This is a genomic window from Streptococcus parasanguinis (genome assembly GCF_019929185.1).
Lineage (GTDB): Bacteria > Bacillota > Bacilli > Lactobacillales > Streptococcaceae > Streptococcus > Streptococcus parasanguinis_O.
The window spans coordinates 144,355-166,016 of record NZ_JAHZPC010000002.1 but is presented as its reverse complement, the minus strand read 5'-3'; the positions used below and the strand labels follow the sequence as shown (position 1 = coordinate 166,016).

Here is a 21,662-nt window from a genome sequence, read left to right as displayed (position 1 = left end):
ATTCTCCACGCTCCTTTTTGCTGCTGTTGTGGAATAGCTTGTCGAAATTTTTCAATCATCTCGTATTATACAGGTCAAGCTATTTAGGTAGTCAACGACAGTTTTCAGATATTATTTGAGTATAGCTTCGAGAGGTTACATTTTACCTAGCCTTATTTTTGTTTAATTGGTAAATATTAGTGAATTTCTGGCCTAAATATGATAGAATAGGGGAGAATAACTTAGGAGGTTCCAAATGACTACTGAACATATGGAAGAATTGAATGACCAGCAGATTGTCCGTCGTGAGAAAATGGCGGCCCTTCGTGAACAAGGAATTGATCCATTTGGGAAGCGATTCGAACGCACTGCAAATTCAGGTCAATTAAAAGAAAAATATTCAGAATTAGATAAAGAACAACTCCACGAATTGAACGAAACAGCAATTATTGCCGGTCGTCTCGTAACCAAACGTGGAAAAGGAAAGGTAGGCTTTGCCCATCTTCAAGACCGTGAAGGTCAAATTCAGATCTACGTTCGTAAGGATGCAGTTGGAGAAGAAAACTACGAAATCTTCAAAAAAGCAGACCTTGGAGATTTCCTTGGTGTTGAAGGGGAAATCATGCGCACAGACATGGGTGAACTTTCGATTAAGGCAACTCATATCACTCACTTGTCAAAAGCCCTTCGTCCCTTGCCTGAAAAATTCCACGGACTTTCAGATGTTGAAACCATCTATCGCAAACGTTATTTGGATTTGATTTCAAACCGTGAAAGCTTCGAACGCTTTGTAACCCGTTCAAAAATTATCTCTGAAATCCGTCGTTATTTAGATGGTCAAGGATTCCTTGAAGTGGAAACACCAGTGCTTCACAATGAAGCTGGTGGTGCGGCTGCCAAACCATTTATCACTCACCACAATGCACAAAACATTGATATGGTGCTTCGTATCGCGACTGAGCTCCACTTGAAACGTTTGATTGTTGGTGGGATGGAACGCGTTTATGAAATCGGACGGATCTTCCGTAACGAAGGAATGGATGCTACTCACAACCCTGAATTCACTTCGATCGAAGTCTACCAAGCTTACGCTGACTTCCATGATATCATGGACTTAACAGAAGGCATTATCCAACATGCTGCGAAAGCGGTCCATGGTGATGGTCCAATTGACTATCAAGGAACAGAAATCAAAATCAATGAACCATTCAAACGGGTTCACATGGTTGATGCGATCAAAGAAATCACAGGTGTTGACTTCTGGCAAGACATGACCTTTGAAGAAGCTGTAGCACTGGCAAACGAAAAACATGTACCAGTTGAAAAACACTACACAGAAGTGGGACAAATTATCAATGCCTTCTTCGAAGAATTCGTTGAAGAAACCTTGACACAACCAACTTTTGTTTACGGTCACCCAGTAGCAGTATCTCCATTGGCTAAGAAAAATCCAGAAGATCCACGCTTCACTGACCGTTTCGAACTCTTCATCATGACCAAAGAGTATGCCAATGCCTTCACGGAATTGAATGATCCGATCGATCAATTACAACGGTTCGAAGCGCAAGCGCGTGCCAAAGAATTGGGAGATGACGAAGCTACAGGCATCGACTATGACTATGTTGAAGCCCTTGAATATGGTATGCCACCAACAGGTGGACTTGGAATTGGTATTGACCGTCTCGTTATGTTGTTGACCAATGTAACAACAATTCGCGACGTCCTACTCTTCCCAACTATGAAATAAGCTAAAAGAAAACACTGATCGCAAGATCAGTGTTTTTTAGTCTTCCATATAAGAGGTATCGTTCCAAGTGTCTAAGTGATAGTGCTCAAAGTCATCTGTTGTCAGAATCGTCACGCTGGCATTATCTAGTCCGCCATTTTTGCGGAGTTCTCCTGTGTCATAACCAAGCAAGGTTCGAATAGAAGCTGTCAAATTAGCCCCATGTCCAACGATGAGAACAGTATCGAGCTCTTTTCCTTTCAGGCTTTTTACAAAATCACAGGTACGTTTGGTCGTTTCATAGACAGATTCTGCATCAAAAATTTCATTTTGAAAGCGAGCTAGGTTATGGCGAAAGGCATCCATTTGTTGGGGATAGATAGCTGAAATAGTAGAAATTTTAGCTCCTTCCAATTTTCCCAAATTCCACTCACGAAGAGCAGGCGTTGCTTGCAATTCTAGAGGTGTCTCCAATTGATCGAGGATGATCTGTGCGGTATGGACTGTTCGTGGCAGATCACTTGCAAAGGCTGCATCAAAAGGAACAGTAGCTAGGTGCTTTCCTAATTTTTCAAGCTGATGAATAGAGGCTGGTAACAGCGGAGAATCGCCATTTGATCCCTGAAAACGTCCTTCTTCATTCCATTCTGTCCGTCCGTGTCGTATAAAATATAGTTTCACAATCTTGTCTCCTTCTTTGTCATTATTCTAAAATATCTGCAAAAGTCGCTTGTACGAAGTCTGCTAGAAGTTGTGGTTTGATTTGAATACTATGGCCGATTTCCCCAGCAGATACGATCATGCTCTCTAACTGAAGGGCTGATTCATCGATAAAGATTGGGAAAGGATGCTTTTGACGAATGCCCACCGGATTATTGGCACCATGAATATAACCTGTGGTTTTTTCGAGATCCTTTTGAGGAATCATAGCCACTTTCTTATTTCCCGATAATTTGGCCAATTTTTTCTCTGAAAGATGCTCCGTAATAGGAATGATCCCAATCACGGGCCCAGTTTTATCTCCTTTGAGAGCTAGGGTTTTGAAAATAGTAGAGCGATCAATCCCTTCTGGTAAGATCCCTTCTAAAGCGTTGATTTGTAGGCCTACGTGCTCAATTTTTGCTTTTGTCAAGATCTGCTCGACCAAGGTTTTTTTTACTTTATTTTTTTTTGCCATGGCTTTCTCCTTTTCTCTTTTTCTCTACAAAATCAGATTTCATTAGACCATTATAACATATAATAGCGGCAATATTGCCTTCTCCTGAAAAATAGAAAACAGCAGAAAAAGTGAAGATCACTTGATCTGCTGTTTTAAGGCTATGAGGAAGAGTTATCTTTTTGTACCTTGAAAAGTTTCCGATAAATCGCTTCTTGGTCTTGCGTCGGAGCAATTTGGTTGAGATCCAAGTAATGTGAGAATCCATTTAATTGCCCTTGAGAGGTATATTGATGCAAGTCGTATTCCGTGTTGGTATCTGGCGCGGCATTATAGTAGCCATCATCAAATCCATAAGTAGGAATCCAAAGAGCTGTAAATTTATCAGTGGAGATACTATGTTCTTCCATGAAGTAAGTTCCGATATAGAGTCCAATATTTTTTGCACCCAAAGCTTGTAGTTTTACTCGGAAAGCTTCAACACCTGCGTTCATATCCTTCATGGTTTTTTCCTCAACGTCTAACCAATAGTAGGTCGGTTTGTAAGGAGAAGCAGCCTTGTAAAATTCCTCTGCTTCTTTTTCCATTTCTTTTTTATCCTTAGCAGCGACATAAGCATAGACTGCGACAGGGATATTTCGTTTTTGGAATTCTTGGATATGGGTTTTAAAAGATTTATCCAGACCATTTAAGTAGGTTGCTGCATTTTCCTTTTTAGCTTGAGCCCCACTATGGACACGAACGATCACACCTCCCACATTTTGGGAGAGGACATCGTAATCAATTTCACTAGGCAATTGCCAGCCTGAGATATCAATGATCGGGCGGCCAACCAGTTCTGGATTGATGTCTTCTTCTTTTTTAGAAGAAGAGCTTGCAGTAGTTGTTTTTCGAGGTGTATTGGAGTTCGGAATGGTTTTAGTTGTTTCTTGTCGCTCTCTGGCTTGAAGATCGGCAATCGTTCGTGAAAGAACGAGAAAAGAAATGATACCGATAAAAAAGACTAAGAGAACAACGGGTTTTATCCTTTTTCTCATACAGAAACATTTTACCGTAAAAAAAACGAAAAGGCAAAACTTAATGCTTAAAAGATGCTGATTTCAGCTATTATTTTCAAAAAAAAGGAATCTTTTCATCGAAAAAGGATAAAAATATATGAAAATAAGAAGAATGATCAGAATATTTCTTGAAAATAGGGAAGAAGCCGAATCTTTTCTGGCCTTTCCTTGGTTTTGCTTCTTAAAAATGATATAATGAAGGTTGAACATTAGGAATATGGTGAATTATGAAAATTGAAAAAAGACATCTTTTAAATTATTCCATCCTCATTCCCTATTTGATTTTATCCATCATTGGCTTGATTGTTGTCTATTCGACAACAAGTGCCTTGGCAATTCAAAGTGGAGTGAGTTCGATTCGGATGGTCCGGACACAGGGACTCTTTTTTATCCTTAGTCTCCTAACCATCGCCCTGATTTATAAATTTAGCTTAGATTTCCTTCGAAATAAAAAAGTACTGGCTGTTGTAATTTTTGCTGAAGTGATTTTGTTGATTTTGTCTAGGTTTATCACAGATACGGTCAACGGTGCTCACGGTTGGTTGACGATTGCAGGGATGTTTAGTATCCAGCCAGCTGAATATCTCAAGGTGCTCTTAGTCTGGTATCTTGCCTTGATCTTTTCTAAACGACAAGACGAGATACGCGATTATGATTATCAAGCCTTGACCCACAATGAATGGATCCCAAGGAATTTAAACGACTGGCGTTGGCTGACCTTGATTCTGATTGGAATCGTTGTGATTATGCCGGACTTGGGAAATGCGACGATCTTGGCCTTGACGGTCTTGATTATGATTACGGCTAGTGGAGTGGGCTACCGTTGGTTTACCTCTTTACTTGGTTTAGTTGTTGGAGCATCTACCATTGTCCTTGGTTCAATATGGATCATCGGTGTGGACCGTGTCGCTAAAATTCCAGTCTTTGGTTATGTAGCCAAACGTTTTAGTGCCTTCTTTAACCCCTTTAATGACTTGTCTGGCGCAGGTCACCAATTAGCTAATTCTTACTATGCCATGAGTAACGGTGGTTGGTTTGGCTTGGGGCTAGGAAATTCCATTGAAAAACAAGGTTACTTACCAGAAGCGCACACAGACTTTGTGTTTGCCATCGTGATTGAAGAATTAGGTTTTGTTGGAGCTAGCTTGATCCTTGCTCTCCTATTCTTCTTAATTCTTCGGATCATTTTAGTCGGTATTCGAGCAAAGAATCCTTTTAATTCGATGATGGCCATTGGGATCGGTGGGATGATCTTAGTGCAAACCTTCATTAACATCGGAGGAATTTCTGGTTTGATTCCGTCTACAGGAGTGACCTTCCCCTTCTTATCCCAAGGGGGAAATAGCTTATGGGTCTTATCCGTAGCGATTGCTTTCGTTTTGAATATCGATGCTAGTGAAAAACGGGCTAAGATGGAACAAGAAGGCATGGTTTTTGAAGAAAAAGGTAAAATCAAACCTTATTATTAAAAGGGAATTGTTGAATGGCTATTCAAAAAGGAGAAAAAATGGTCTTACAAAAATTAGAGAACTTCACAAATAAAGATATTATCAAAGAAGAAGCCGAAATCTTAACCAATTTATTAGATGATATTACGAAAAATTTGGTTCGTCCGGAAACCTTTGATAAAATTAGGCAGTTGAAGGATCTATCAAAAACACAGAACTATCGTGAGTTGAATCAAATAGTGGAACAATTGACAAATGAAGAAATGACAGTGATTTCACGTTATTTTGCCATTTTGCCACTCTTGATTAACATCTCAGAAGATGTCGATTTGGCCTATGAAATCAATCATTTGAATAACGTGGATGGTGAATACCTCGGAAAACTTTCTTCAACCATCAAAGAAGTTGCGAAAAATGAAGATGCACAAGAAATTCTTGAAAATCTCAATATTGTACCTGTTTTAACAGCCCATCCAACTCAAGTGCAACGAAAAACCATGCTGGATTTAACCAATCATATTCACGCTCTTCTTCGTCAGCATCGGGATGTTAAAGCTGGTTTAATGAATGAGAATAAGTGGTATAACAACCTTCGTTGTAATATCGAAATCATGATGCAAACGGATATGATTCGTGACAAAAAATTGAAGGTTACCAATGAGATCACCAACGTCATGGAATATTACAATAGTTCTTTCTTACAAGCTGTTCCAAACCTAATGTTGGAATACAAACGCTTGGCAAAAGAACATGGGTTAGAGCTTGAACAACCACGTCCGATTACAATGGGCATGTGGATTGGGGGAGACCGGGACGGAAATCCGTTTGTAACTGCTGAGACCTTGAAACGTTCAGCAACCATTCAAAGTGAAGTCATTTTGAACTATTACATCGAAAAGATTTCTAAATTATACCGTCATTTCTCCCTTTCAACTAGTCTTTCTAAAACAAGTGAAGCAGTAGCTGAAATGGCTGCCCTATCAAGTGATACCTCCGTCTTTCGTGAAAAAGAACCTTACCGTCGGGCTTTCCACTATATCCAATCAAAATTGATCCAAACCTTGGTCAATTTAAAAGAATGGACGATGGTGGGAGAAACCAGAGAAGATCGTTATGCTGTCGAGAGGTTATTAGGAGCAAATGCTCATCAACAAGGGCCAGTTTCTGATTATATTGGCAATCGTATCTCTGGAGCTCTAAAGAAAATTTCTGAGAAAGAAGCTCCAGCTTATGCATCAGCTCAAGAATTTAAAGAAGACCTTGAAAAGATCAAAGATTCCTTGTTAGAAAACAAATCAGAGTATTTAATTTCTGGTGAGTTTGCAGAACTTCTAGAAGCCATCAATGTTTTTGGATTCTATCTGGCCTCTATTGATATGCGCCAGGATTCGAGTGTGCATGAAGCCTGTGTGGCAGAATTGCTGAAATCAGCTGGAATTAATGACCATTATTCTGATTTATCAGAGGATGAAAAGTGTCAAGTTCTCTTGAAAGAACTTTTAGAAGATCCACGTATTTTATCAGCAACTCATGCTGAAAAATCTGAACTGCTTGAAAAAGAATTAGCGATTTTCCAAACGGCCCGTGAATTGAAGGATCGTTTAGGAGAAGAAGTCATTCGTCAAAACATCATTTCTCATGCAACCAGTGTGTCAGATATGTTGGAATTGGCTGTGATGTTGAAAGAAGTGGGCTTAGTCGATACGGAAAAAGCTCGTGTGCAAATCGTACCGTTGTTTGAAACGATCGAAGATTTGGATCATTCAGAAGAAACCATGAGAAGTTACTTGTCTCTTCCAATTGCCAAACGTTGGATTGCTTCTAAGAACAACTACCAAGAGATTATGTTAGGTTACTCTGATTCCAACAAAGATGGTGGATACTTGTCTTCTTGTTGGACCCTCTTTAAAGCCCAACAACAATTGACCGCTATCGGAGACGAGTTTGGAGTGAAGATTACCTTCTTCCATGGTCGTGGTGGTACTGTTGGTCGTGGTGGAGGTCCTACTTATGAAGCCATCACTTCTCAACCATTGAAATCCATTAATGACCGTATCCGCTTAACTGAGCAAGGGGAAGTGATCGGCAATAAATATGGAAATAAAGATGCTGCCTACTACAACCTTGAAATGCTAGTTTCTGCAACCATTAACCGAATGATTGCCGAACAAAAGAGTCCATTTTCTATGTTTGATCGTTTCGGGGAAGTCATGGATAAAGTCGTGAATCGCAGTTACGATATCTATCGTGATTTGGTCTTTGGAAATGAGCACTTCTATGATTACTTCTTTGAATCAAGTCCGATCAAAGCAATTTCAAGTTTTAATATTGGTTCACGTCCAGCTGCTCGTAAGACCATTACAGAAATTGGTGGTTTGCGTGCTATTCCTTGGGTCTTCTCTTGGTCACAAAGTCGGGTGATGTTCCCTGGTTGGTATGGAGTAGGTTCTAGCTTTAAGGAATTTATCGATGAGGATCCTGAGAATATCGAAACCCTTCGATACATGTATAAAAACTGGCCTTTCTTCCAATCTCTCTTGTCAAATGTGGACATGGTCTTATCCAAAGCTAATATGGATATTGCCTTTGAGTACGCGCAATTGTGTGAAGAAGAAGAAGTTCGCAATATCTATCAGATCATCTTACATGAATGGCAATTGACCAAGGACATCATCTTGATGATTGAGGAACAAGACGAGTTGCTCGCGGAGAACCCTTATCTGAAAGAAAGTTTGGATTATCGGATGCCGTACTTCAACGTTTTGAACTATATTCAATTAGAATTGATTCGACGTCAACGGACTGGACAACTACCAGCCGATCAAGACAAGCTAATCCATATCACCATCAACGGGGTGGCTACAGGATTACGTAATTCAGGTTAAATAAATCGGAACGACTGTTCCGATTTTTTTATCCCCTGAACCCAAAGGAGCAAAAGGTACATAAAGGCTTAAATAGCAGATTTTAAATGAGAATTTTCAAAGCTAGATCAGGATCTTTCAGCAAGATGATAAAATAAAAGAAAAGAAGAGGAATAATTAAGAAAATATAGGTAAAAGGCTTGCAATTTTATCTAAAATTCGATAGAATAGTAAGGAAAGTTAGACTGTATTGCCTACTGTCTATCTATAAAATATATTTTATTGGAGGCTTTTACTCAAATGGCAAAAGAAAAATACGATCGTAGTAAACCGCACGTTAACATCGGTACAATCGGACACGTTGACCACGGTAAAACTACCCTAACTGCAGCAATCACAACTGTTTTGGCACGTCGCTTGCCTTCATCAGTTAACCAACCTAAAGACTATGCGTCTATCGATGCTGCTCCAGAAGAACGCGAACGCGGTATCACCATCAACACTGCACACGTTGAGTACGAAACTGCTAAACGTCACTACGCTCACATCGACGCTCCAGGACACGCGGACTACGTTAAAAACATGATCACTGGTGCCGCTCAAATGGACGGAGCTATCCTTGTAGTAGCTTCAACTGACGGACCAATGCCACAAACACGTGAACACATCCTTCTTTCACGTCAGGTTGGTGTTAAACACTTGATCGTCTTCATGAACAAAGTTGACTTGGTTGACGATGAAGAATTGCTTGAATTGGTTGAAATGGAAATCCGTGACCTTCTTTCAGAATACGATTTCCCAGGTGATGACCTTCCAGTTATCCAAGGTTCAGCTCTTAAAGCTCTTGAAGGCGACTCTAAATATGAAGACATCATCATGGAATTGATGGATACTGTTGATGAGTACATCCCAGAACCAGAACGCGATACTGACAAACCATTGCTTCTTCCAGTCGAAGACGTATTCTCAATCACTGGACGTGGTACAGTTGCTTCAGGACGTATCGACCGTGGTGTTGTTCGTGTCAACGACGAAATCGAAATCGTTGGTATCAAAGACGAAATCCAAAAAGCAGTTGTTACTGGTGTTGAAATGTTCCGTAAACAACTTGACGAAGGTCTTGCAGGGGATAACGTTGGTGTGCTTCTTCGTGGTATCCAACGTGATGAAATCGAACGTGGACAAGTTATCGCTAAACCAGGTTCAATCAACCCACACACTAAATTCAAAGGTGAAGTTTACATCCTTACTAAAGAAGAAGGTGGACGTCATACTCCATTCTTCAACAACTACCGTCCACAGTTCTACTTCCGTACAACTGACGTAACTGGATCTATCGAACTTCCAGCTGGAACTGAAATGGTAATGCCTGGTGATAACGTGACTATCGACGTTGAGTTGATCCACCCAATCGCCGTTGAACAAGGTACTACATTCTCAATCCGTGAAGGTGGACGTACTGTTGGTTCAGGTATGGTTACTGAAATCGAAGCTTAATTCGATCTAGTTCCCAGATTAACAATTATATAGACAGACAGAAAACCCCGTGAAGACGGGGTTTTTATTTTGGTAAAAAGTAAAATGAGCTTGTGCAACCTTTCATTATGACGAAAATTATGGTAAAATAGATAGTATAAAATTAGAAAAAAGAGGTATGTGAAATGTCACGTAAACCATTTATCGCTGGTAACTGGAAAATGAACAAAAATCCAGAAGAAGCAAAAGCATTCGTTGAAGCTGTAGCATCAAAACTTCCTTCAGCTGACCTTGTTGAAGCTGGTATCGCAGCTCCTGCAGTTGACTTGACAACTGTTCTTGCTGCTGCTAAAGGTTCAAACCTTAAAGTTGCTGCCCAAAACACTTACTTTGAAAATGCTGGTGCCTTCACTGGTGAAACTAGCCCACAAGTTTTGAAAGAAATCGGTACTGACTACGTTGTTATCGGTCACTCAGAACGTCGTGACTACTTCCATGAAACTGATGAAGATATCAACAAAAAAGCAAAAGCAATCTTTGCGAACGGTATGCTTCCAATCATCTGTTGTGGTGAAAGCCTTGAAACTTACGAAGCTGGTAAAGCAGCAGAATTCGTAGGGGCTCAAGTATCAGCTGCTCTTGCTGGGTTGACTGCAGAACAAGTCGCTTCAACAGTTATCGCATACGAACCAATCTGGGCGATCGGTACTGGTAAATCGGCTTCACAAGATGACGCACAAAAAATGTGTAAAGTTGTTCGTGACGTTGTAGCTGCTGACTTTGGTCAAGAAGTGGCTGACAAAGTACGTGTTCAATACGGTGGTTCAGTGAAACCTGAAAACGTTGCTGAATACATGGCTTGTCCAGACGTTGATGGAGCTCTTGTAGGTGGTGCATCACTTGATCCAGAAAGCTTCTTGGCATTGCTTGACTTTGTTAAATAATGACATCTAAAAGGCGAGAGGTTTCTCGTCTTTTTTATAGTAGAAAAGACCAGCTTCAAAGCTGGTCTTTTGAGTTAGGAACGTCCTAATAGTTTCTTAATGAGAGAAATCATTTTGTATTTCAGAGGATTTGGGTAATAACGGAAGGTCCCCATCTTACGGACGATGTAACCATTGAAGTTTTGTTTGAAGCGAAGAACACCGTCTGACCCGTCAAAGATTCCTTGAATACCCAGGAAGTTATATCTTGGGATACCACGTTTGATGGTTTCAAGCATCATATATTCTTGGAGAACAGCAGGAGCATAGAACTTATTAAATTCTGTATAAGAGCCACTGAATAAATAGGTGGATTCTTGTGGCATATAGACGAAGAGGCTACCTGCAAGAATGACGTCTTGGTCTCCATATTTTTCAATATATTCTTTGGCTTCCTGTTTTCTCACTTCAAAGGTATCAAACTGACTAGAAAATTCACGAAGTTGATTTTGTTTTTTCTCTGAGTTGGGATTTACTTCAAGATCCTTCTGTAATTTCTCAATCTTCTGAGCTAGTTTTCCTTGGTCTTTTTCAAGATTCGTGTAGTATTGGTGGAAGTTCAGCGTTGCGATCATGAAATCTGCCTTGTCGCCAAAGCTATCATAGAAGGTTTGGTAATAATCCAAGGTCTTATCCTGATAGTCGCGACGATCACTAGTGGAGGAAGTAATATCCTTAAAGAGTTGCAGTTCATCCCGGTTTAATCGTTTCAGTTCAATACCGAAAGATTTGGCTTTTTTGACAAGTGGCTTTCCTTTTTTACTAAAGCTCTTGAGAAGATTTTTTTCGGTGATGTCCTCCATATCTTTCACATAGTGCCAATCACCTTCTCCGCCTGGATAACCTGTTGTTAAACCATCATGCTGATAGCCCAAGTTTTTAAGGGTATCCATAAAATGAGTTTGCTCTTCACTGGTTGGATTGCCGTCACTGTCAAAGGTTTGATAGGTATCATAGGGCTTGATAACGAGTTCAATAGCCCCATTTTCTTTCGCATAGTCTTTTAAGGCTGCATAGAAGGGTTCTAGCATAGCCTCCTCTTGGTAAAGAGGGCCAGAATTGATTTCCATATGGAGACCACCTGTCATAGGAAGACTGTACAAGATTGCTGCCACTTGGAATTGATCTTCTTGTTTCCAAGCGATAAATTGGACCGTGTTTCCTCGCTTTTCAAGCAGATATGCCATTTCAGCAGACTGGATGAAGGAACGATGGGAGACAGTATTTGCAAATGAGGTAAATTCTTCTTTTGAAATTGTCGTAAGAGTCATGTAACTTATTTACTCCTTAATTTTTTCCGGATCTTGTAGACTTTGTTTACAAGTGGATAGAGTGGACTGGTTGGGAGGTTGAATTCCCCAACAAATTCTTCAATGACAGGATTAAATTTTGATTTGAAATGATAGAGACCACCATCGAGTGAATTTTCAATGCCCCCCATATTTTGCCAAGAAGCACCACGGTCGAAAGCGTGTTGGGCAGTTTCATACCAGGTGAGGATGGCAGGTTGGTAACGGCGGAATTCTTCATCCATCCCTGCATAAACATTTTCAGACGTCCCACCGAATTCAAGGGTTAAGGTCCCAGATAAAGGAACGACCTGTCTACCTGCTTGGAGATGCTGCTCAAGAAATTGCAGTTCTTCCTCTATACGTTCTTTTTCTTTTTGATTATTCTCAACCTTGCCAGGCTTTGTTTTTTCTGTGAATTTTTCAGCCTCTGCCTTGTTTTTTTCAAGATCTTTTATAAGGGAGCTTTTCCGTTTCTCGAGATCTAGAGTAGATAAAGTAATGTAGGATTTTCCTTGGTAGGTTGTGAGTAGTTTTTCGTAGTAGTCTTTTCCACGCAAATGAATGCTTTTACGTGCCTCAGTCTTTTTCATGAGAGAAGCAAAGTCCTCTAACAATTCAGTCCCACCAAATTGAACTTGGATCCCTTTGTTTCGAGCAGTTCGGATGGCTTGTCGAGTAGATTTTGAAAGATCTTGCTCAGTGAAAAACTCTTTGTGGATATTTGCTTGAAAGCGTGGTTGGATATTTTCTGCCATATCACTGGTTCGGCCAGTCCATTCAATCCCTTCTCTTGTTAGGGTATCGATCACCGCTTGCACAGCAGGAGCTTCTGTCTGTTCTTGTCCAATCAAGTGTTTACTCAAGAAAAGACTTGGATCAAATTTCACAAACAAGGCCTTGTATTGTTTGGCTATCTTTTTAAGGGACTGGATCACATAGGAAACCAGCTCTTTGTTCTGGTAATCCATGATTGGGCCTCGAGGAATGTAGAGCATGGAAAAGCCAAGTGGCAGGGGTTGAATCAAGATGCTCGCAACAGCGACTAATTGGTCTTCTTGATAAAAACCAACCCGTTCATTTCCCCAATTATCTTTGATTTTTGCCCATGAGCTGCTTTGTAAGAGATTGGTTTGGTCACTCTGAATAACAAAGTCATCATGCTCACTAGCAGAAATTCCTAGCTGGTAATGGTACATTTCTTATAATACCCACTTTCTAATGGCGTATGCAACGCCAGATTCATCATTTGATTTGGTAATACTTGTAGCAATTTTTTTAAGAGCTGGATTGCCATTCTCCATAACGACGGCATGTCCCACGACTTCTAGCATGGAACGGTCATTTTCCTCATCTCCGATGGCCATGGTTTCTTCTTGCTGGATTCCAAGTCGTTCAGCTAGATGAAGAAGGGCAGCTCCCTTATTGGTCGTTTTTCCTAGAATTTCTAAATAAAAAGGAGCTGATTTGACCATCGTGAAGCGATCCTCGAATTCTTTAGGGATTTTTGCAATCGCAGCATCCAGAATGTCTGGTTCATCGATATACATGGCCTTGACAAATTCTTTCTCACGAACTTCTTCAGGCGTCCGGTAATAAAGGGGCATATTGACCAGTTGAGATTCATGAATGGTGTAGCGTCCAATATCTCGATTGCTGGTATAGATGCCATCTTTTGTAATGGCATGAGAGTGGATTTGGAGTTTGTTAGCAAGAGACTCGATATCGAGATAGTCCTCATAATGTAAAAGGTCTTTGATGAGTTCTTTTCCAGTAGCGGTTTCTTGGACCAGACCGCCATTAAAGGTAATGACATAGTCTCCAGGATCCATCAAATGGAGTTCTTTTAGAAGTTTTGAGACCCCTGCGATAGGACGACCGGTTGTGATCACGATTTTAACGCCTGCGGCTTTAGCGTCTTGAATGGCTTCAAATACAGAAGGTGTGATCTCTTTTTTTGAATTGAGAAGTGTACCGTCGATATCGATCGCCACTAATTTAATGGACATCCGTCTCTCCTGTAAAATAATCATTGGTAATGTAAGAAGTGAATTCCTCTACTTGCTTACTGAAAAGTCCATTAACCTCCAGCATTTCTTTTGGGAAATAGAAGCGGTTGTCCCCATAGCGAGTTCCTGCTAAAGCAGCGACGAGTGGAGACAACTGAGACAATTCAGCGAGACTCCCATCTTTTCGGATCATTTCGATCTGGGTACGCGGTTTTTCAAGCTCTGGTCGATAAATATCGTAGGGCAGATCGAAATTTTGATGAATAGCGGTGTAGTAGGTTGGATTAAAGCCAACCTCTTTAATCAGTTTTTCAAGGATTGCTAAGTCTTTTCGTTTATCTTCTGTAAATAGAATCGATTTAAAGACTTTCCGATTAATATATCGCTGAGCAAGATCAGACAAGATGGTATCCGGACTATCCATCCAGACTTGGAAATAGGTATTCATCACACCGTCATCTAGATTAAGGTAGTCTTGAATGGTGACCTCTTCTTCAAAAAATGGAATCAAGCGAGGTGAAGTCAGTTGAAAATACTCTTTCTGATCTGGATAAATGGTTCTAGCTCGTTTGAGAAGATTTTGAAGGAGGACTTCCATGGCACGAGTAGCCGGGTGGAAGTAGACCTGCATATACATTTGGTAACGGCTGACCACGTAATCCTCGACAGCGTGCATGCCATTTTGTTGGAAGGCAATGCCATTTTCAATCGGTCGAATGACGCGCAAAATACGGGTCAAGTCAAATTTTCCATAGGAAGCACCCGTAAAATAGGCATCCCGCAGTAAATAATCCATCCGGTCCACATCAATCTGACTAGAAATTAATTGCACCACTTGTTTATTGGGATAGGTATGATCAATGACGCTGGCTATACGATTTGGGAAATCAGGAGCCACTTGTAAGAGGATTTGATTGACCTCCGTCTCTGGACTGGTGATGATCAGCTGGGTCATCTTTTCATGATCGGTCCCAAACAGTCCTTCGAAGGTATGAGAATAGGCACCATGTCCAATGTCATGAAGAAGAGCGGCTGTCATGGTCAGTAAGTTTTCATCAGAATTCCATTGCTCTGCATACTTTTCCTCAAAAATGGACAGGATGCGTCTTGAAATTTCATAGGCGCCAAGACAGTGAGAAAAACGACTATGCTCCCCACCGTGGAAGGTAAAACCAGATGTCCCCAGTTGTTTGATGCGGCGTAGTCGTTGAAATTCTTTACTATTAATTAATTGATAAATGATGGGATGATCCACATGAACGTAATCATGTACGGGATCGCGAAAGACTTTTTCATTCATGGGTCTATTATAGCAAAAAAAAGCCTATTTTGCGATCTAGAGGCTAATAGGGGCAGTCAAAATGCGTAAAATTTGATAGAATAGTAAGGCAATAAAAGAAGAGAAGGAGACAAAGATGCAGATTCGCATTCAAAATACCATTCGATTTGGAGAAGAAATGGAAATCGTTGATCAGTACTATCAAGGTGAATGGAAGGAAAAAGCAGGTTTTCAATATCTCTTGTATACCAATGAAGAAGATGAAAAGGTTGCTTTGAAATTTTCCAATGATGAATTGGTCATGACACGATTCTCAAGTCCTAAATCCATCATGCGTTTCTACAAAAATGAAGATGGTGGGGCAATCATCCCAACTCCGATGGGCATTCAGCAGTTTTTGATTACAACAGACCTCTTTCAATTAGAAGCAGGTCATTTGCAAGTCTCTTATCGCTTGTTAACTCTCGATGGAGAACAGGAATTTGCCAATTATCAATTACTAGTAGAATGGGAAGAATAGACCTCATTAAATTATTAGAGATCCCGCTTGCTTTATTCTATAAAAATGGTATAATAAAACCACTCAAGGGAGTAGCTGGCGGTTTTCCGCGATAGTGTCGTCATTACGAATTATTTCCGGCACTATATTAAACAGCGAGACTTGTTTTTTTAAAAAACAGGTCTCTTTTTTTGTAAAAAGAGGCCAAAAAGGAGGAGACTGTTTTGTCAAAAGAACAAAATAAAGATTTGTTTTACACGCAATCTTCTGAGGAAGTCCTAAAGAACTTGGACTCATCTGTCGAAGGTTTGTCAACCGCCCAGGCTCAAGAACGCTTAGCGAATTATGGTCGTAATGAGTTGGAAGAGGGTGAAAAACGTAGCCTACTAGCTAAATTCCTTGATCAATTTAAGGATTTGATGATTATCATCTTGCTTGTGGCAGCGGCACTTTCTGTGATTACAGAAGGAATGGACGGTCTAACGGATGCCATGATCATCTTGGCCGTTGTTGTCTTGAATGCTGCCTTTGGGGTTTACCAAGAAGGGCAAGCAGAAGCAGCCATTGAAGCTCTGAAAAATATGTCTAGCCCCATGGCTCGTGTTCGTCGTGATGGCCATGTTATTGAGATTGACTCAAAAGAATTGGTACCCGGAGATATCGTCTTGCTTGAAGCGGGAGATGTCGTGCCTGCAGATATGCGTTTGTTTGAAGCAGCTTCTCTTAAAATTGAAGAAGCAGCTCTTACAGGGGAGTCTGTGCCAGTTGAAAAAGATGTGACAGGACTTGTTGAAGCAGATGCTGGTATTGGGGACCGCGTTAATATGGGTTACCAAAACTCAAATGTAACTTATGGTCGTGGTATTGGTGTCGTAACAAACACTGGTATGTATACAGAAGTTGGTAAGATTGCAGATATGTTGGCTAATGCCGATGAGACTGAAACACCATTGAAGCAAAGCTTGGAACAATTATCTAAAGCCTTGACTTACTTAATTGTTGTGATTGCGGTCATTACTTTCTTAGTTGGTGTCTTCGTTCGTGGAGAGCATCCATTAGAAGGCTTGATGGTTGCGGTAGCCCTTGCGGTTGCGGCCATTCCAGAAGGACTTCCTGCCATTGTAACTATCGTTCTATCTTTGGGAACTACAACCCTTGCCAAACGCAATTCGATTGTTCGTAAATTACCAGCGGTTGAAACTCTTGGTTCAACAGAAATCATCGCATCTGATAAAACAGGTACTTTGACTATGAACCAAATGACTGTTGAGAAGGTCTACACCAACGGTCAATTGCAAAGCTCAGCAGCTGAGATTGCTGCTAGCAACAATACCCTTCGTATCATGAACTTTGCCAATGATACTAAGGTGGACCCATCTGGCAAGTTGATTGGGGACCCAACAGAGACTGCTTTGGTACAGTTTGGTTTGGATCACAATTTTGATGTTCGCGAAATTTTGAAGGATGAGCCACGTGTGGCAGAATTGCCATTTGACTCTGACCGTAAGCTTATGTCTACTATCCATAAGGAAGCAGACGGTTCTTACTTTATCGCTGTCAAGGGGGCTCCTGACCAATTGCTCAAACGTGTGACACGTATTGAAGTCAATGGGGAAGTTCGTCCTATCACAGATGAAGATAAGAAAGCTATCCTTGCTACCAACAAAGACTTGGCTAAACAAGCCCTTCGTGTCTTGATGATGGCTTATAAGACAAGCAAGGAAATCCCTACCTTGGAATCTGAAATTGTTGAGTCTGACCTGATCTTCTCTGGTTTGGTCGGCATGATTGACCCTGAGCGTCCAGAAGCAGCAGAAGCTGTTCGTGTCGCTAAGGAAGCAGGTATCCGCCCTATCATGATCACGGGTGACCACCAAGATACAGCAGAAGCCATTGCCAAACGTCTTGGAATCATCGATCCAAATGATACAGAAGACCATGTCTTCACAGGGGCTGAGTTGAATGAACTGACTGATGAAGAATTCCAAAAAGTCTTCAAGCAATACTCTGTCTATGCGCGTGTATCACCTGAACACAAGGTTCGGATCGTGAAAGCTTGGCAAAATGAAGGAAAAGTTGTTGCCATGACAGGTGACGGAGTCAACGATGCGCCATCACTTAAGACAGCTGATATCGGTATCGGTATGGGGATTACAGGTACAGAAGTTTCTAAGGGAGCTTCAGACATGGTCCTTGCCGATGATAACTTCGCCACTATTATCGTAGCGGTAGAAGAAGGACGGAAGGTCTTCTCCAATATCCAAAAATCTATTCAGTATCTCTTGTCCGCCAATATGGCTGAAGTCTTCACCATCTTCTTTGCAACGCTCTTTGGTTGGGATGTGTTGCAACCAGTGCATCTTCTCTGGATCAATTTGGTAACCGATACTCTTCCAGCCATCGCTCTTGGTGTGGAACCAGCTGAGCCCGGTGTCATGACTCACAAACCTCGTGGACGTAAATCTAACTTCTTTGACGGTGGGGTCTTTGGAGCCATTCTTTATCAAGGAATCTTCCAAACCATGCTAGTTCTTGGTGTTTATGGCTGGGCCTTACTCTCTCCAGAACATGCGACTCGTGCCGAAATCCATGCAGATGCTTTGACCATGGCCTTTGCAACTCTTGGTTTGATCCAATTGCTCCATGCCTTTAACGTTAAATCGGTTTACCAATCCATCTTTAAAGTGGGACTCTTCAAGAACAAGACCTTTAACTGGTCGATTCCAGTTGCCTTTGTTCTCTTGATGGCGACCATCATTATCCCTGGATTTAACAAACTCTTCCATGTGTCTCATTTAAGCTTGACACAATGGTTAGCTGTTATGATTGGTTCGCTCTTGATTGTTGTTCTTGTTGAGATTGTTAAAGCCGTTCAACGTGCACTTGGAAAAGATAAAAACGCCATTTAAATATAAAAGAAGTCATCTCCGGATGGCTTTTTTTGCGGGCAAAATGGACTGGGCATATTTCTTGAGGTACGTGTAGATTTTTGATAAACTAGTCAACAGTTTGAAGAAAGGAAACTTAGTTATGAAAAAGTTTTTTGCTGAAGTAATCGGTACATTTATGCTTGTCTTTATCGGGACTGGCGCAGTTGTTTTTGGAAATGGAACAGAAGGTCTGGGACATTTAGGAATTGCCTTGGCATTCGGTTTATCTATTGTCGCAGCAGCTTACTCAATTGGGACTGTTTCGGGTGCCCACTTGAACCCGGCTGTTTCGATTGCCATGTTTGTGAACAAACGCTTGTCTTCAAAGGACTTGGTTAATTATATTGCAGCGCAAGTAGTGGGTGCGGTTCTCGCATCTCCAACAGTACTCTTCCTCTTGTCAAATTCAGGTATGTCAACAGCTAGTCTTGGTGAAAATGCCCTAGCGAAGGGTGTGACTCCATTTGGCGGATTCTTGTTTGAAGTAATTGCTTCCTTTATCTTTATTTTGGTCATCATGACAGTGACTTCAGCTACCAAAGGTAATGGCAAGATCGCTGGTCTTGTGATCGGTTTGAGCTTGACTTTAATTATTCTTGTTGGTTTGAACATTACAGGACTTTCTGTTAACCCAGCTCGTAGCTTGGCACCTGCCCTCTTTGTTGGTGGTGCAGCCCTTCAACAAATTTGGATCTTTATCTTGGCTCCAATTGTCGGTGGTGTTCTGGCTGCAATCGTTGCAAAAAATCTCTTGGATACTGAAGAGTAAAAAAATTGGTTCCGAAGGAGCCAATTTTTTTTATAGTTCAAGGATCGTCATAGCTTGAGAAAATTCATGAGCGAGCTGTTTTTTCTTGTATGCTTTAAATTCGGGGAGGTCTTTGATTCTGCGATAGCGTTTGTAGGGATCGTATCGTTTTGGAAAATCATATTCAGGAAAAGCTTCGAAAAATTGTTTGCAAAGCTCCCATTCTCGGACATAGCCTAAAGGTCTGGCATGATAGGTGATGGTGTCGATTGTCCTATCTGAAATTCGGTGGTGGCTGTGTCCAAATATGACATCTTTGACAGGGAATTGCCGAAAAAGCTCATGAAAGGCTTGGCTCCCTAGAAAAGCATTGAAGCGTTCAAAATAAGGGTGGCGCAGGAGAAATTGACTATGAGGCACAAAGTGCATAGCAATAATCAAGGGTTGATCTATACGCATGAGCTCTTGTTCCAGCTCTTGCAACAGACGTTGGGTAATGGCTGGATCGGACCCCCTTCGTTGGAGGCGTCTGTCAAACCAAAATAGATTCTTGGTTTGGAGATGTTTTTGGGGAGAGATAGTAGGAACAAAGCTGTAGTCATACCAGCCCGAAAAGGCAAGAAGCGTATGATTGGAGAAGGGAATCTTTTGAGATTCAAAAGGTCTTATGGCGTTTTCTGATAGTCCAAGCATATCATGATTTCCCAAGCTAAAGGTCACTGGAAGGTGACATTGAAGTTGGTCTAAAAATTCCTGTGACGTCTTTTCAAAGCCGTTGGCAATATCTCCTGCAATATGGAGATGTTGAATTTTTTTGTCCTTGAAAAGAGTGATCAGGGTCTCTAATTCATCTTTGCCGAAGTTGTTCGAATCAATATGTAAATCGGACATAAAAGCTACTGTTGTCATGCTACCAGTCTAGCATAAGAGGATCTTTTTTTCTAACAATTAGGTTACAAATGAATAGAAAAAATGCTGAAAATCAGCTGGATTGGTGGTGGTCAACCAGCAGATCCAATATTGGAAGGTGGGCAAATAGTGAAGGTTATGATATAATAGACTAGATACATAGAAAGAGGTACTTATGGACATTTCAGAAATTCGTCAAAAAATTGACGCAAATCGTGAAAAATTAGCTTCTTTCAGGGGGTCTCTTTGACTTAGAGGCGTTGGAAGAAGAAATTGCCATTTTAGAAAATAAAATGACAGAACCTGATTTTTGGGATGATAACATTGCTGCGCAAAAAACATCTCAAGAATTAAATGAACTCAAGCAGACCTATGAAAATTTCCATCAAATGGTGGATCTCTTTGATGAGTCAGAAATCTTACTGGATTTTTTGGCAGAAGACGATTCGGTCAAAGAAGAATTGATCGAGAAGTTGGAGGAGCTGGATAAACGTATGACCAGCTATGAGATGACCTTGCTATTGTCTGAACCTTATGACAATAATAATGCCATCTTAGAAATTCACCCAGGTTCAGGAGGGACAGAAGCTCAGGACTGGGGCGACATGCTTCTTCGGATGTATACTCGTTTTGGAAATGCCCACGGCTTTAAAGTTGAAGTCTTGGACTATCAGGCTGGAGATGAGGCTGGAATCAAGTCTGTGACCCTATCCTTTGAAGGGCCACATGCATACGGTCTTCTGAAATCTGAAATGGGGGTACACCGTTTGGTTCGGATCTCGCCATTTGACTCTGCTAAACGTCGTCATACCTCCTTTACATCTGTTGAGGTCATGCCCGAATTAGACGATACCATCGAAGTCGAAGTTCGTGATGATGATATCAAGATGGACACCTTCCGCTCTGGTGGAGCTGGTGGACAAAACGTCAACAAGGTTTCTACAGGGGTGCGCTTGACCCACATTCCGACAGGGATTGTAGTGGCGTCCACCGTGGATCGGACCCAATACGGGAACCGTGATCGTGCGATGAAGATGTTGCAAGCTAAACTCTACCAATTAGAGCAAGAGAAAAAAGCAGCAGAAGTGGATTCTCTAAAAGGAGATAAAAAAGAAATCACCTGGGGAAGTCAAATCCGCTCCTATGTTTTTACCCCTTATACCATGGTTAAGGATCACCGGACCAACTACGAAGTAGCGCAGGTGGACAAGGTGATGGATGGAGATATCGATGGCTTTATCGATGCCTACCTTAAATGGCGTCTCCAATAACCTTGAGGGAATCAACCAGAAAAGAATGAAAGGAATTT

General features: G+C 41.1%; 17 protein-coding genes. 9 read left to right on the top strand and 8 right to left on the bottom strand.

The window, feature by feature from the left end; all coding sequences use genetic code 11:
* Positions 1-235: 235 nt before the first annotated feature.
* On the top strand, positions 236-1,726 hold the full coding sequence (gene lysS / locus K1I56_RS02190) for a lysine--tRNA ligase (protein WP_070588811.1): 1,491 nt from the start codon (positions 236-238) through the stop codon (positions 1,724-1,726).
* A 36-nt stretch (positions 1,727-1,762) separates the two neighbouring features.
* Here the strand turns inward: lysS and K1I56_RS02185 are convergent, their stop codons facing one another.
* The 3 genes from K1I56_RS02185 to K1I56_RS02175 all read right to left on the bottom strand — a co-directional run bounded on the left by K1I56_RS02185 (position 1,763) and on the right by K1I56_RS02175 (position 3,898).
* Positions 1,763-2,386, bottom strand: coding sequence for a histidine phosphatase family protein (locus K1I56_RS02185; protein WP_223325068.1), 624 nt, complete (start codon positions 2,384-2,386; stop codon positions 1,763-1,765).
* A gap of 22 nt (positions 2,387-2,408) precedes the next feature.
* On the bottom strand, positions 2,409-2,882 hold the full coding sequence (locus K1I56_RS02180; RefSeq protein ID WP_049497416.1) for an aminoacyl-tRNA deacylase: 474 nt from the start codon (positions 2,880-2,882) through the stop codon (positions 2,409-2,411).
* A 140-nt stretch (positions 2,883-3,022) separates the two neighbouring features.
* Entirely contained in the window at positions 3,023-3,898 is an 876-nt protein-coding gene (locus tag K1I56_RS02175) for a GH25 family lysozyme (RefSeq protein WP_223325066.1), read from the bottom strand.
* A 248-nt stretch (positions 3,899-4,146) separates the two neighbouring features.
* Here K1I56_RS02175 and ftsW point away from each other — a divergent pair, with 248 nt between their 5' ends.
* From ftsW to tpiA, 4 genes are all read left to right on the top strand, one after another.
* Positions 4,147-5,388, top strand: coding sequence for a cell division peptidoglycan polymerase FtsW (gene ftsW, locus K1I56_RS02170; RefSeq protein ID WP_223325058.1), 1,242 nt, complete (start codon positions 4,147-4,149; stop codon positions 5,386-5,388).
* Between the two features lie 38 nt (positions 5,389-5,426).
* Positions 5,427-8,252 (top strand): phosphoenolpyruvate carboxylase, encoded by a 2,826-nt coding sequence (gene ppc / locus K1I56_RS02165; protein WP_223325057.1) that lies wholly within the window; start codon positions 5,427-5,429, stop codon positions 8,250-8,252.
* Between the two features lie 279 nt (positions 8,253-8,531).
* A complete protein-coding gene (tuf, locus tag K1I56_RS02160; RefSeq protein ID WP_003008055.1) occupies positions 8,532-9,728 on the top strand; it encodes an elongation factor Tu in 1,197 nt (398 codons plus the stop codon).
* A 164-nt stretch (positions 9,729-9,892) separates the two neighbouring features.
* Positions 9,893-10,651 carry a triose-phosphate isomerase gene (tpiA, locus tag K1I56_RS02155; protein WP_003002560.1) on the top strand — a complete coding sequence of 253 codons (759 nt, stop codon included), beginning with the start codon at positions 9,893-9,895 and terminating at the stop codon, positions 10,649-10,651.
* Between the two features lie 74 nt (positions 10,652-10,725).
* On the opposite strand, the gene K1I56_RS02150 is transcribed toward tpiA, so the two are convergent.
* The 4 genes from K1I56_RS02150 to K1I56_RS02135 are packed head-to-tail and all read right to left on the bottom strand — an operon-like array spanning position 10,726 to position 15,288.
* Complete coding sequence (locus K1I56_RS02150) at positions 10,726-11,961, bottom strand: aminoacyltransferase (RefSeq protein WP_223325055.1); 1,236 nt, start codon at positions 11,959-11,961, stop codon at positions 10,726-10,728.
* A gap of 5 nt (positions 11,962-11,966) precedes the next feature.
* Positions 11,967-13,178, bottom strand: coding sequence for an aminoacyltransferase (locus K1I56_RS02145; RefSeq protein WP_223325053.1), 1,212 nt, complete (start codon positions 13,176-13,178; stop codon positions 11,967-11,969).
* Positions 13,179-13,181: 3 nt separating this feature from the next.
* Positions 13,182-13,988, bottom strand: coding sequence for a sugar-phosphatase (gene yidA, locus K1I56_RS02140; protein ID WP_223325051.1), 807 nt, complete (start codon positions 13,986-13,988; stop codon positions 13,182-13,184).
* Complete coding sequence (locus tag K1I56_RS02135; protein ID WP_195529114.1) at positions 13,978-15,288, bottom strand: HD domain-containing protein; 1,311 nt, start codon at positions 15,286-15,288, stop codon at positions 13,978-13,980. Before K1I56_RS02135 ends, yidA begins: the two co-directional genes overlap by 11 nt.
* 115 nt (positions 15,289-15,403) lie before the next feature.
* Here K1I56_RS02135 and K1I56_RS02130 point away from each other — a divergent pair, with 115 nt between their 5' ends.
* From K1I56_RS02130 to K1I56_RS02120, 3 genes are all read left to right on the top strand, one after another.
* Positions 15,404-15,787, top strand: coding sequence for a YwiB family protein (locus tag K1I56_RS02130; protein WP_003008038.1), 384 nt, complete (start codon positions 15,404-15,406; stop codon positions 15,785-15,787).
* Between the two features lie 203 nt (positions 15,788-15,990).
* Complete coding sequence (locus tag K1I56_RS02125; protein ID WP_223325049.1) at positions 15,991-18,675, top strand: cation-translocating P-type ATPase; 2,685 nt, start codon at positions 15,991-15,993, stop codon at positions 18,673-18,675.
* Positions 18,676-18,796: 121 nt separating this feature from the next.
* Positions 18,797-19,465, top strand: a complete 669-nt coding sequence (locus K1I56_RS02120) for an MIP/aquaporin family protein (RefSeq protein ID WP_223325047.1) — start codon at positions 18,797-18,799, stop codon at positions 19,463-19,465.
* A 30-nt stretch (positions 19,466-19,495) separates the two neighbouring features.
* Here K1I56_RS02120 and K1I56_RS02115 read toward each other — a convergent pair whose 3' ends face one another.
* Entirely contained in the window at positions 19,496-20,353 is an 858-nt protein-coding gene (locus K1I56_RS02115) for a metallophosphoesterase (protein WP_223325045.1), read from the bottom strand.
* 175 nt (positions 20,354-20,528) lie between these two features.
* On the opposite strand from K1I56_RS02115, the gene prfB reads away from it, so the two are divergent.
* Positions 20,529-21,624 (top strand): peptide chain release factor 2 gene (gene prfB / locus K1I56_RS02110; RefSeq protein ID WP_100209015.1). Its coding sequence is split into 2 segments (ribosomal slippage): positions 20,529-20,600 and positions 20,602-21,624, totalling 1,095 coding nucleotides; the frame shifts between segments, so codons are not numbered across the junction.
* Positions 21,625-21,662: the final 38 nt, after the last annotated feature.

Excerpts from the sequence above, each read along its gene's own strand:
- K1I56_RS02135 (WP_195529114.1), bottom strand. The coding sequence starts at position 15,288 with ATGAATGAAAAAGTCTTTCGCGATCCCGTACATGATTACGTTCATGTG.
- yidA (WP_223325051.1), bottom strand. The coding sequence starts at position 13,988 with ATGTCCATTAAATTAGTGGCGATCGATATCGACGGTACACTTCTCAAT.
- tuf (WP_003008055.1), top strand. The coding sequence starts at position 8,532 with ATGGCAAAAGAAAAATACGATCGTAGTAAACCGCACGTTAACATCGGT.
- K1I56_RS02175 (WP_223325066.1), bottom strand. The coding sequence starts at position 3,898 with ATGAGAAAAAGGATAAAACCCGTTGTTCTCTTAGTCTTTTTTATCGGT.
- ftsW (WP_223325058.1), top strand. The coding sequence starts at position 4,147 with ATGAAAATTGAAAAAAGACATCTTTTAAATTATTCCATCCTCATTCCC.
- K1I56_RS02120 (WP_223325047.1), top strand. The coding sequence starts at position 18,797 with ATGAAAAAGTTTTTTGCTGAAGTAATCGGTACATTTATGCTTGTCTTT.
- K1I56_RS02180 (WP_049497416.1), bottom strand. The coding sequence starts at position 2,882 with ATGGCAAAAAAAAATAAAGTAAAAAAAACCTTGGTCGAGCAGATCTTG.
- K1I56_RS02145 (WP_223325053.1), bottom strand. The coding sequence starts at position 13,178 with ATGTACCATTACCAGCTAGGAATTTCTGCTAGTGAGCATGATGACTTT.
- ppc (WP_223325057.1), top strand. The coding sequence starts at position 5,427 with ATGGTCTTACAAAAATTAGAGAACTTCACAAATAAAGATATTATCAAA.
- K1I56_RS02130 (WP_003008038.1), top strand. The coding sequence starts at position 15,404 with ATGCAGATTCGCATTCAAAATACCATTCGATTTGGAGAAGAAATGGAA.
- lysS (WP_070588811.1), top strand. The coding sequence starts at position 236 with ATGACTACTGAACATATGGAAGAATTGAATGACCAGCAGATTGTCCGT.
- K1I56_RS02150 (WP_223325055.1), bottom strand. The coding sequence starts at position 11,961 with ATGACTCTTACGACAATTTCAAAAGAAGAATTTACCTCATTTGCAAAT.
- K1I56_RS02115 (WP_223325045.1), bottom strand. The coding sequence starts at position 20,353 with ATGACAACAGTAGCTTTTATGTCCGATTTACATATTGATTCGAACAAC.
- tpiA (WP_003002560.1), top strand. The coding sequence starts at position 9,893 with ATGTCACGTAAACCATTTATCGCTGGTAACTGGAAAATGAACAAAAAT.